Below are 10,393 nucleotides of genomic sequence, written 5' to 3' on the forward strand. Positions count from 1 at the left end.
TGTTTGACACATTCAAGTTGCTTAGATTAGTCAAGCCGCTTAAATCGCTTAGATCACTTATCGAGTTGTTTGACACATACAAGGTGCTTAGATTAGTCAAGCCGCTTAAATCGCTTAGATCACTTATTAAGTTACCACCTAAATTCAAGGTGATTAGATTCCTCAAGTGCTCTATACCACTAATACTACTAATTTCTTTATTAATTAATTCGTTATTCATTAGATTAGTAATGCTATCCAAATCACTTTGAGTAATCGTGTCACTAACAGAAGTTTTTCCTAATTTAACTCGTATCTCTTCTGCTAAATTAGCATCCGGGAAGATATCACTAATTGTTGTTGGTGTCGTGATGAGTCTCCCTTGTTTCGGTCTTTCCTTCTTCCCTTCAACTGTCTTTGTTCCATTATTCTCTGCTGTACTTGGTGTATTTTCTTCTTGTTGACTTGGAGCTACAGCCTCTGTCGAAGACGTTTCGTCTTCTTCCGCTTCGTTTTCGGTAGATTCCTCAGAAAGAGGCGTCTCCACTTCCCCAGCTGTTACCTCTGTTGAATTACCAGCATTTACTTCATCTGCTAAAACAATCATTCCTGGCGACGAAACGACAGTAAAAAACAAAGCTGCTCCACAGAGCCACTGCTTCCCTTTTTTCCACATCCGCCAATTCTTTTGTTTTTGTTCACTTTCTTTCCTTGAAAATCTCAATCTTCAGTTCACTCCTTCTTATAAAACCAAACTTCAACAATACAATTATATAATGCAGACCGAGGATAAAAACACATTTCACGCACCTTTCCAAACGTTTTGTGTGATTATAGAAACAAAATCTATGAATAGTGTCTAGAAATTCCCATTTTAAAAATAAACATACAAAAAATACCCCCTCATAAAATAGATACCAGCATTTTTCTAGTATCTACTTTATGAGGAAGTGTATCCATTCTTCGCCATATTTTTCATTCATATATTTGTACGATTCTTCCTAAAAGTCAGAAAAATAATCTACCTTATTCTTTTCCAACAATATGTTCAATAGTAAAAGAGAATCCCATTCCCACTTACTAATATCCTTTAATTTTTCTATACTAAAACAGCAATTTAAATCCCATTTCTATTACTCCCTTCTCATAAATCAAACAAAGGAAGCTCATTAAAAATTAATTTCCCACTCTTATTCCACTTCAACAATAATGTACCAATTTATGAATAAATTCGTTATCTTCTTTCTCTATAAAGTAGTCTAGATCCCCCCTTCCTTACAAAAAACCATTATCCAATCTACTTCAGTAATATTTTTCCAGTTCAGTCGTACACAGCTTTGAGTTTTCCCCTCCTTCCTCATAATCCTCCACATCGTACATATCAACCAATATATACCATCTAATAAAAAACGCTCTCACAAAATGGTACTACCACTAAAAATCAAAACTTTCAAGCCAGCCGCTTGAAAAATTAACTACTGATATCACCTACTTTTATTTTGGAGACTGCCATTTGTATTTATCGAGCATTATGGATTTGTATAATGGAGAAATCGTTGCCTACCCCATTGGCGAAAAACAAGACACAGAATTAGTGCTAGATACATTAAATCAGTTGTCCCTTCCAGAAGGAAGTTTACTTCATAGCGATCAAGGTTCGGTGTACACATCTTATGAATATTATCAGTGCTGTAAAAAGAAAAACGTTATCCGCAGTATGTCCCGAAAAGGAACACCCGCAGACAACGCTCCCATAGAATGTTTCCATTCCTCGCTAAAGTAAAGTACGAAACATTCTACCCTAATATAGCGTATAAATACACTAAATTTAGTGTATTTCACATCGTAAAAGATTATATTAAATATTATAACGAAAAAAGAATTCAACAAAAATCAGGCTACCAATCTCCTATTAATTTCAGGAAACAAGCAGCCTAATTTAAAGTATTTTTATTCCATTCTCATTTTTCCATGTCAATACATAAAGATGGAGGGCTCATTCTTAGGAAGATCATCTTTTTACTTTTGCCTCATTTCTAAGACACCCCTGTTTTCCTCACACTAATTTCCAAATACTTCATAAACAGGTAGGAGACTCTCCCCAAGCTCTGTAAGTAAATACTCTACTTTCGGCACAATTTCATCGTACTCTATTCTTGAAATTAGCCGGTCTTTCTCTAAGTCTTTAAGCTGAGCCGACAGTATCTTATTGCTGGCTTCAGAAATTTTTCTTTTTAATTGCCCATATCTAATGCTGGGGTTTCCGCTCAAGTGATAAATAATTTGTATTTTCCATTTGCCGCCTATCATAGTTAACAATTTTTCTATATTTTCAAAACCATAATCTTCAACAATGCATTTATTCTCTTTTTCTGATTTCAAATTTCAACCTCCACTAGGTACTTACTTTTTTGTGCGTAATTGTGCTATTTATCTTATTATTATATACTCAAACAAGTTAATAAATGAAGGAGTATACGATGATAGAAATACTTAGTATAATAATTGCAATCAGTTTTTCCTCAATGTTTGGTTGCATCTACTGTTACTATTGGGTTTTCCTTTTGGTGAATATGTACTAGGTGGAAAAAATATCGTGCGGCCATTCCAAATGAGGATTGTCAGCGTTTTGCTTTTACTCATTTGGACGATTATTGGTATTAGCTATCTTAACTATGGTCAATTGATTCATATTCCCGTATTTAACCCGTTTGACAAAAACTTAATAATCTTAACAACTCTATTCCTTTTCTTTGCCGTTTTTTATAATGGGCTATTAACTAAAAGCGAGAAAGAACGCAAATTATGACACTATTTAGTCTGGTCGCTTTTGCGCTTAGCTGCACAATATTATTCTTATAGTTTCTAGCGATGGAATATATGATTTAGAAAGGAGAATGTAATGAATATAATTAAAAATAGTAATATCGCAATTGCTTTTCTAATAGAAATATTTGCCATATTTGTTTTAGGATATTGGGGATTTACTCTTCAATCAAGTAAAATTATTCGTGTTACAGTTGGTCTGCTAGCACCAATATTGATGGTTGTTATTTGGAGCACTTGGTGTGCACCATCTTCTAGCTATCGTCTTGAGGGGTTATGGCTTGTAGCGTTAAAGTGTTTACTTTTTGGAATTGTAGTATGTTGTTTACTTAGTATGAAACAGCCTTCTGCTGCAATCGGTTTTGGTACAATTGTTACCATTAACCTTGTACTTAGTAGTTATTTCGGAACACTTTAACATCACTATTATGTATGATTTATACTCAATCAGATATTTTGTCTTATTAAATTTTAAAATGAAAAAAGGGGGATTCAACCAAACACAAGCTAGATCCCCCTTAACAATTGCTTAAAAATTTACAGATTTCTAATAAAACCAGTAGAAGTACAGAACCCAAGTCATCATCTCAACTTATAAAAAAACAGATTTCCTATCATCTATAACTTAATTTATTCATATCTCTTTTAGGTGGTCTAGCTTATAGTTCTAGACGGATATTTCTTTACCTTGATTGGGTGTTTAATCGCTTTAGCGAGTCTTGGACACTCATCATTACTTTTATATAAGTCCTCCCTATAAAAATGGAAGGCTATTTTCAGTTTATTCATCAAATCTTGTTCTACACTCCTCTGAACCAAACATCCAAAGAATAGCATTTCATTTGACTTCTTAACAGTATCATTTTTATCAGAACTACTTCTTCATAATGAAGGAGTAGTAACTTTATACCAAAATATCGCATCTACACAGAGATTCTCCATGAGGTTCTCTTTTCGATGTCATTAATCTAGGTAGAGTTTTATTTTTTGACTAAAATAGTCTGAAAAAATCGAACTAAAGTTAAAGTTTTCTTGTGAATACTGAATAAGATCCTCTCTATTGGCTCTTTTCCAACGAACATATTTTTTGTGCGCTTTTTTCCAACACTTAAAGTCGCATAATATAAAGATTGAAAAAACATATCATTTGGGTTATTCAAGATCAATTTATGAATAAGTTCATTACCCTCTTTCTCCATAAAATCAAACTCATCATCATTTTCTATAAAATAGTCTGGATTAATCCCCATACAAAAGCCCATTGTCCAATCCACCTCAGTAATATTTTCTAGTTCACTCATTCTAAAATCGAACATGGTTTTGAGATTTTCACCTTCAACTTTATAATCCTCAACATCATACATATCAACCAAAATGTACCATCTGATAAAAAATGATTTCACAAAATAACAAACATTTTTTTGTTCTAACATCCATGTGTTGTAACTAACGTCCAATATCTGTTCTACCTTTTCTTCTAGCTCTAACTTGTCTAACTCTTCCCATTCAAGATTTATCACACATCACATTCTCCCTTCTAAATTATTCTCTACTTTGTTTTAACCCCTGCATCACTAATTCTAAGCTCTCCTTTAACATATTTATACGTCACTACAATAGTTCATTTCCCATAGTTCATCGTTTTCTGCCTAACTCCTGATTTACTATAAGCAGATTCTTTATGACCAAATAGATCAACTGAAAAATAAGCAGAAATCATATACTCGGCAAAAATAGCACATATGTCTTGTAATTCTTGCCCTGAAATACGTTCTAGATTTTAAAAAAATATATAATTTTGTTCTGCTACAGTAATGCCAGAGTCTTCTTAGTAGGAGGGTGAATATTCGACTTTTTTTTTGTGATACATGATTGGTTTTATCTAACATTATTTATTTCATAGTATTTTACTTTCCTGATTGGAGTATCATTTTTATAATAAGCCCTTCCTATAAAAATGGAGGGTTCATTCTCAGTTTATTTTCATCAAAATTTGTTCTACGCTTACATCTAAAAGGCTAACATCTATCAACGTTTTCAGTGAATGCATATTTTTTAATTGGAATATATTTACTAATTCAGGTCTTTTTATACCTATTCCCAGTTATCCTATACCTAACTTACTGTCTAAAAAACGATATTACACTTTTTCTTGTATAAAACTTAATTGCCTCTATCTTTCTTTTTCAGCTTAGAAAAAAGCTTTTCTAAAATGCCTTTTTTCTGTATTTTTTCACTTATATACATCGTAACCATTTCCTTAAGATAATCTGAGAAAAGGGAATCATAATTAAAGTTTGCTTGCAGGTAATTTGTCAGTTGTTCTCTGTTTTTACTTCCCCATTTCACAAGTTCTTTCCCCCAGAAGCATAATAAAATGCTTTTAAAAACAAATCTTCTGGATTAGCTAATGAAGCTTCGCGGAGATACTTCTTTCCTTTTAACCGTAAATCGTCGTAATCCTCTTCTCCCATAAAACACTCGGGATTAAGTGAAAGACAATAGCCCATAATCTATTTTACTTCTGGAATATCAAGCAACTCTTTCTCCCCATAACTATACATATATCTTAATTTTTCATCTTGTTCTTCATAACTCTCAATATCAAAGTTATCAATTTGTAAGTACCACTTTAAGAAAAACGCTCTTATTATTGATGCTGGAATTAAATTAATTATGGTATTAATTGAAGGTATTATACAGATACTACCTCAATTGATTGATGCCACTATCCAAATTGTGATGGCGCTGATCAATGCGTTGATTGAAAATTTACCGAAAATTGTGGACTTCCAAATGAAAAAGCAACGCTCTATATACATCCGGACAATAGAGTAGAATTGGTTGCAGCAACCACTTATACAAAAGGCGTTTGGTTAGCAATAGAAGTAGATATTACTTGATATGTATGTTTAATATGTTCATATTATCGAACTGTTTACTAAAACAGAAAGGGGTAGCATCATGGAACAAGAAGTGAAAATAACAAATCGCGAATGGAACGATTTATCTGCGAAAGTAGAAACGCATGAAAAAAAGATACAAGAACATGAAAATAGGTTGGATCGGCATGGGGCAAAAATTGATACTTTAGAAGCTAATAATATTGCTTTGCCATTGACAATCCAAGAAGCAGTGCAAAAAGGCATGTCATCTGCAGTGGAACGCTTAAATAAACATGATGATAAGTTTATCAGTATCGATTTAGCAAAAGAAAGAGAAAGAGCAGATAAATTAGAACGTAAAGTGAAAGAAGATAAAGAAAAACGACTATTTTATCGTCGTACATTAGCATCTGCATTGATTGTTGCATGCGTTAGTGGTGTTGTAGGGTTTTATATCGCTGCATTTTCAAATAATTTATAAAAGAAGGGAGTAATTAAAATGATTGGAAAAGCATTGTGCAAAATTGGGTTACACAAACGAGTTAATAAAAAATGTTCTCGTTGTGGAACGAAAAAATAAGGAGTGAAATTAATGAAAATCAATTGGAAAGTGCGTTTTAGTAAAAAGAATTTAACGTTTATTGGTCGCTTTATAGCAGCTGTTTTTATTCCTATGATTGCATATATGGGCTTGACAGTAACTGATTTCACTAGTTGGGGAATTGTTTATACTGCTTTTCTATCATATGTAAGTAATCCATATCTTTAAAAGGTATATTATTGGGTTGATCCAGATTTCAAAAAATATTCTAATGCTAGATCACATGTTTACGTGGTCCATTAGCTTAGAACCCTACATCTGAAATCCAATTCGCTAAAGAAGTTTCAGTCATTGGTGGAGCAGATGTGAAAATGGAATATGTTGATAAATATAATGGTGATACTTATGCAGTGCATAAAGGTAATGGAAATATAACATTTTACAAAAAATGGAGAGTAGAGTTAACAAACATGCAACGAAAAGAAACTGCTGCTCATGAAGTAGGACATGCTTTAGGACTCAAGCATACACAATCAAAAAATAATAAAAATTCTTTAATGAGGCAATTTGGTTTTAATAATAAGGATTGGGCTCTAAGTGATGATAAAGCTGGAATAGCTAAAAAATACTGATAGTAATGGAAGATGAAAAAAGGTTTATTGGGATAGTTTTTCTAGGAGTAGTTGTATTTTCGCTATTTTTAATATTTGAAAATCCGTTTGCAGATGATAAAAAAGTTAGTTGGGCGGGTAAAACAGATGGACATGAATCTGCAGATGCGATGAAGGAAAATGTTAATATTATTGTAAAAGGAGAAAAGTTAAGTGAAGGTGAGAATATCGTTTTAGATTCAGAAGTAACGAATGAGCCTGCTGGCGGGTATACTAAATCTTCTTTTAAAATATCTGAAGTGATAAAAAATAGTGAAGATGATAGAGCTATTTCAGTTGGTAATACTATTAATATTTCGGAAGCTGAATTTTATGCTAAAAATAGTAAAACTACTTATACAATAAATGATTATGAAAATATGAAACAGGGTGAGGATTATGTACTATATTTGAAAGTTGCAGATGAAGGACTATATATTACCGCAGGCGTTACTTTCGGAAAAATACCTATCAACGACGATGAAACAGAGTTGGAAGAATCAGACGCAAATGAACAAGTGAATGAAGTTATTAATGAAGCGCAACAAGAGTTTGCGGAATAAAAAATACAGATTTATATCTTAATTAAATATTATAGATGAGTATAAAATCGTTGTGTAGGTGGTTATATAATGAGTAAAAATAATAAGCGTATATTAATTGATAGTAATTCATATTTCGATGGTTCTATATCTAAATTAATATTAATTCGTATTTAGGTGTAATAATAACTATTTTAATTTTAGGTATATGCATGACATATAAATGGAAAATTAATCATTGCATTTTGCGTTTTTTTGTTTTTGTATGCAAGATACTATTAGTTTGAAGTTTAATAATTGCCCTTTTATATAAAAAGGCAATTTAAATTTGGTAAAAGGGTTGAAAAACTATCTTTTTTTGTGTAATGTATAGTAAATGAGGTGATAAATGATATGGAAAAGTATTATCCGCTTGCCAAAGTTCTAAATATTTATAATTTTAAAGACTACCAGGAAGAATATAAAAAAAGATTTGACAACTATACTACTTATCGGACCGGTTTATATATTAACCCTATTGAAAATGAAAAATTAGCAAGTTATCAAGAGGAAATTTTTATTGTAAACATTCCTGAGTTAAATCATCTTTATGAAGAAATATTAGAAAATAGTAGAAAGATAGATAATTTAATTAGCCCCATGCCAGGCGTTTCTATTGATAATTTTGTGGATAATATACTTATTAATGAATTACAAAGTACAAATGAAATAGAGGGAATGAGAAGTACTAAGAAAGAAATCGAAGAGGTCTTAAGCGAAGTAAAGAAAGAAAAAGGCGACAATTCTAAGCGCTTTTTCGGTATGGTAAAACTTTATAATTTTTTAAGCGAATCTAAAAATATTAAAAGTGTTGAAGAAATTAGAGCGCTCTATGATGAGCTAGTAAGTAATGAGATTGACGAAAAAGATAAATTAGATGGAGATATGTTTAGAAAAGATTCTGTGTTTGTTACTGGTGGAGATAAAATTTATCATATTGGAGTTGCACCAGAAACCCAAATTGTATCCAAGCTTTATAAAATGATAGCTTTTTTAGATAGTGAAGTACCAGATTTATATAAATACGCAGTGATTCATTATTTCTTTGAGTATATACATCCGTTCTATGATGGTAATGGAAGAATAGGTAGATATTTAATTTGTTCTTATCTCGCTAGAAAACTAGATCCTTTAACTGCGCTAACTTTTTCATATACAATAAACCGCAACAAAGAAAAATATTATAGATCATTTGAAGAAACTTCTAACGTATTGAACAAAGGGGAAGCAACTTTTTTTTGTATAGACACATTGAAAATCATAAAGAAAGGTCAAGAAACGATAATTGAAGATTTGGAAACAAAAACAAATACGCTAGATACTATACATGAAAACATAGAAATACTTTATCAAAAAAGTAAAGTAAATGAAGCAAAAAAACAAGTTTTGTTTATATTAGCACAAAGTTGGTTATTCAAAAATAATAATTCACGTGTAACAGTGATGGAAATCGCAAATATATTAAAGCTCGGAAGGAAGAAAGTCAATTCAATCATGAATGAATTTGTGGAACAAGATTTTATTGAAATTACTAAAAAAAGACCTAAAATTTATAACCTTAAAGCTGAATTTGCTGATAAATTAAAAACAAAAAAGCAAGACTGAAATCTTAAACCCTAACTTCACTGAGCCGACCCCCAAAAGTTAGACCTTAAAATCTAACTTTTGGAGGTTTTTTTGTATGGCAAAATATAGTTTTGAATTTAAACTTACTATTGTCCATGACTACCTATCTGGTCAAGGAGGAACACCGTTTCTCGCAAAAAAGTACGGATAGTTCTCAAATAAGAAAATGGATTAACGCTTATAAAGAATTGGGAGAAGAAGGACTACATCGTCGATGGAAAAATAAGAATTACTCTGTTCAATTTAAGTTAAATGCGATAGAGTTGTATTTAACTACAGAGTTATCCTATCAAGAAGTAGCCAATCTTCTCCAAATTCACAATCCATCATTGATTGTGAATTGGCTTAAAAAGTATCGTAAGCTTGGTATAGATGGACTCTCCAAAAAGAAAGGACGTCCAACAACAATGCCTAAGAAAAAATCAAATGAAACTCAATCATTAGCAAGTGAACAATCACAATTGGATAAATTAGAAAAAGAAAATAAAAGGTTAAAAATTGAGAATGCCTATTTAAAAGAATTGAGGAGGCTGTGTTTAGAGGACGAGCAAAAAACGAAAAAATCGCTCGAAATTTGGTACATAGCCGATTCAATACCTCTGTTCCTCATCAAAAAATCACGACAGATACGACTGAATTAAAATACTTTGAAGCAGATGAAGCTGGCATTCTTCGTCAGAAAAAACTATATTTAGATCCATTTATGGATCTGTATAACCGTGAAATTTTAAGTTATAGCCTTTCCAATCAACCAAACGGTGCAACGGGTTATGTCAGGTCTAAAAGAAGCTATTTCTCAAACAAATGATTGTCCCTATCGTCGTATCTTCCACTCTGATCAAGGTTGGGCTTATCAAATGAACACCTATGTAGAAACATTAAGGAAAAATCGCATCTTTCAAAGCATGTCTCGGAAAGGAACCTGTTTAGATAATTCTCCTATGGAGAATTTCTTCAGCATTCTAAAGCAAGAATTGTATTATGGGAAAATTTATCAAAGTCAAAATGAGCTTGAGTTAGCAATTGAGAACTACATTTATTATTATAATCACTATCGTATCAAAGAAAAACTTAACTGGAAAAGCCCAGTAGAGTTTCGACTTTCTAATCAAAAAACTGCATAAAAATAGAGTGGAAAACTCCACTCTATAAAAAGTCTAACTTTTTGGGGTCACTACACTAGCATAAATATTTGTTGTATACTTTTCCAAACCCAAGAGGTCAAGATTACAGTATAATTTAAGCAAACTAAAGTGCCAGATTCATGAGCATCTAGATCATTCATTCTATTCTTTGATAATAGAA

At 31.8% G+C, this 10,393-nt stretch carries 11 protein-coding genes and 2 pseudogenes; 8 read left to right on the forward strand and 5 right to left on the reverse strand.

Annotated elements, in window-relative coordinates; translation table 11 throughout:
- A partial coding sequence (locus HCB45_RS14595; RefSeq protein ID WP_185620376.1) for an internalin N-terminal domain-containing protein occupies positions 1–703 on the reverse strand: 703 nt, incomplete at its 3' end.
- Between the two features lie 726 nt (positions 704–1,429).
- On the opposite strand from HCB45_RS14595, the pseudogene HCB45_RS14600 reads away from it, so the two are divergent.
- Positions 1,430–1,917: pseudogene (locus HCB45_RS14600) on the forward strand (transposase); the annotation flags it as partial.
- Positions 1,918–2,040: 123 nt separating this feature from the next.
- On the opposite strand, the gene HCB45_RS14605 reads toward HCB45_RS14600, so the two are convergent.
- The gene (locus tag HCB45_RS14605; RefSeq protein ID WP_185620377.1) at positions 2,041–2,361 is read right to left on the reverse strand and encodes a winged helix-turn-helix transcriptional regulator; all 321 of its coding nucleotides are present in this window, start codon (positions 2,359–2,361) and stop codon (positions 2,041–2,043) included.
- A gap of 520 nt (positions 2,362–2,881) precedes the next feature.
- On the opposite strand from HCB45_RS14605, the gene HCB45_RS14610 reads away from it, so the two are divergent.
- Positions 2,882–3,223 carry a YrdB family protein gene (locus HCB45_RS14610; protein WP_185620378.1) on the forward strand — a complete coding sequence of 114 codons (342 nt, stop codon included), beginning with the start codon at positions 2,882–2,884 and terminating at the stop codon, positions 3,221–3,223.
- Positions 3,224–3,785: 562 nt separating this feature from the next.
- Here HCB45_RS14610 and HCB45_RS14615 read toward each other — a convergent pair.
- The 3 genes from HCB45_RS14615 to HCB45_RS15375 form a co-directional block, all read right to left on the reverse strand.
- Complete coding sequence (locus tag HCB45_RS14615; protein ID WP_185620379.1) at positions 3,786–4,325, reverse strand: hypothetical protein; 540 nt, start codon at positions 4,323–4,325, stop codon at positions 3,786–3,788.
- Positions 4,326–4,968: 643 nt separating this feature from the next.
- Positions 4,969–5,154, reverse strand: coding sequence for a hypothetical protein (locus HCB45_RS15370; protein WP_260508463.1), 186 nt, complete (start codon positions 5,152–5,154; stop codon positions 4,969–4,971).
- Complete coding sequence (locus tag HCB45_RS15375) at positions 5,151–5,279, reverse strand: hypothetical protein (protein WP_260508464.1); 129 nt, start codon at positions 5,277–5,279, stop codon at positions 5,151–5,153. The genes HCB45_RS15370 and HCB45_RS15375 overlap by 4 nt, the downstream gene beginning before the upstream one ends.
- A 490-nt stretch (positions 5,280–5,769) precedes the next feature.
- On the opposite strand from HCB45_RS15375, the gene HCB45_RS14625 reads away from it, so the two are divergent.
- The 6 genes and pseudogenes from HCB45_RS14625 to HCB45_RS14650 all read left to right on the forward strand — a co-directional run bounded on the left by HCB45_RS14625 (position 5,770) and on the right by HCB45_RS14650 (position 10,212).
- Positions 5,770–6,171, forward strand: coding sequence for a hypothetical protein (locus HCB45_RS14625; RefSeq protein ID WP_185620380.1), 402 nt, complete (start codon positions 5,770–5,772; stop codon positions 6,169–6,171).
- Positions 6,172–6,282: 111 nt separating this feature from the next.
- Positions 6,283–6,459: a phage holin gene (locus HCB45_RS14630; RefSeq protein ID WP_185620381.1), complete on the forward strand. Its 177-nt coding sequence runs from the start codon at positions 6,283–6,285 to the stop codon at positions 6,457–6,459.
- A gap of 143 nt (positions 6,460–6,602) precedes the next feature.
- Positions 6,603–6,863 (forward strand): matrixin family metalloprotease, encoded by a 261-nt coding sequence (locus HCB45_RS14635; protein ID WP_185620382.1) that lies wholly within the window; start codon positions 6,603–6,605, stop codon positions 6,861–6,863.
- A 5-nt stretch (positions 6,864–6,868) separates the two neighbouring features.
- Positions 6,869–7,444 carry a hypothetical protein gene (locus HCB45_RS14640; RefSeq protein WP_185620383.1) on the forward strand — a complete coding sequence of 192 codons (576 nt, stop codon included), beginning with the start codon at positions 6,869–6,871 and terminating at the stop codon, positions 7,442–7,444.
- Between the two features lie 372 nt (positions 7,445–7,816).
- Entirely contained in the window at positions 7,817–9,067 is a 1,251-nt protein-coding gene (locus tag HCB45_RS14645) for a Fic family protein (protein ID WP_185620384.1), read from the forward strand.
- Positions 9,068–9,143: 76 nt separating this feature from the next.
- A pseudogene (locus tag HCB45_RS14650) lies at positions 9,144–10,212 on the forward strand (IS3 family transposase).
- Positions 10,213–10,393: the final 181 nt, after the last annotated feature.

It is taken from the genome of Listeria farberi (genome assembly GCF_014229245.1).
Classification (GTDB): domain Bacteria; phylum Bacillota; class Bacilli; order Lactobacillales; family Listeriaceae; genus Listeria; species Listeria farberi.

Bases quoted from the DNA above. Each gene is read 5' to 3' on its own strand.
- HCB45_RS14610 (WP_185620378.1), top strand. From the start codon at position 2,882: ATGAATATAATTAAAAATAGTAATATCGCAATTGCTTTTCTAATAGAA.
- HCB45_RS15375 (WP_260508464.1), bottom strand. From the start codon at position 5,279: ATGGGAGAAGAGGATTACGACGATTTACGGTTAAAAGGAAAGAAGTAT.
- HCB45_RS14625 (WP_185620380.1), top strand. From the start codon at position 5,770: ATGGAACAAGAAGTGAAAATAACAAATCGCGAATGGAACGATTTATCT.
- HCB45_RS14630 (WP_185620381.1), top strand. From the start codon at position 6,283: ATGAAAATCAATTGGAAAGTGCGTTTTAGTAAAAAGAATTTAACGTTT.
- HCB45_RS14635 (WP_185620382.1), top strand. From the start codon at position 6,603: ATGGAATATGTTGATAAATATAATGGTGATACTTATGCAGTGCATAAA.
- HCB45_RS14640 (WP_185620383.1), top strand. From the start codon at position 6,869: ATGGAAGATGAAAAAAGGTTTATTGGGATAGTTTTTCTAGGAGTAGTT.
- HCB45_RS14645 (WP_185620384.1), top strand. From the start codon at position 7,817: ATGGAAAAGTATTATCCGCTTGCCAAAGTTCTAAATATTTATAATTTT.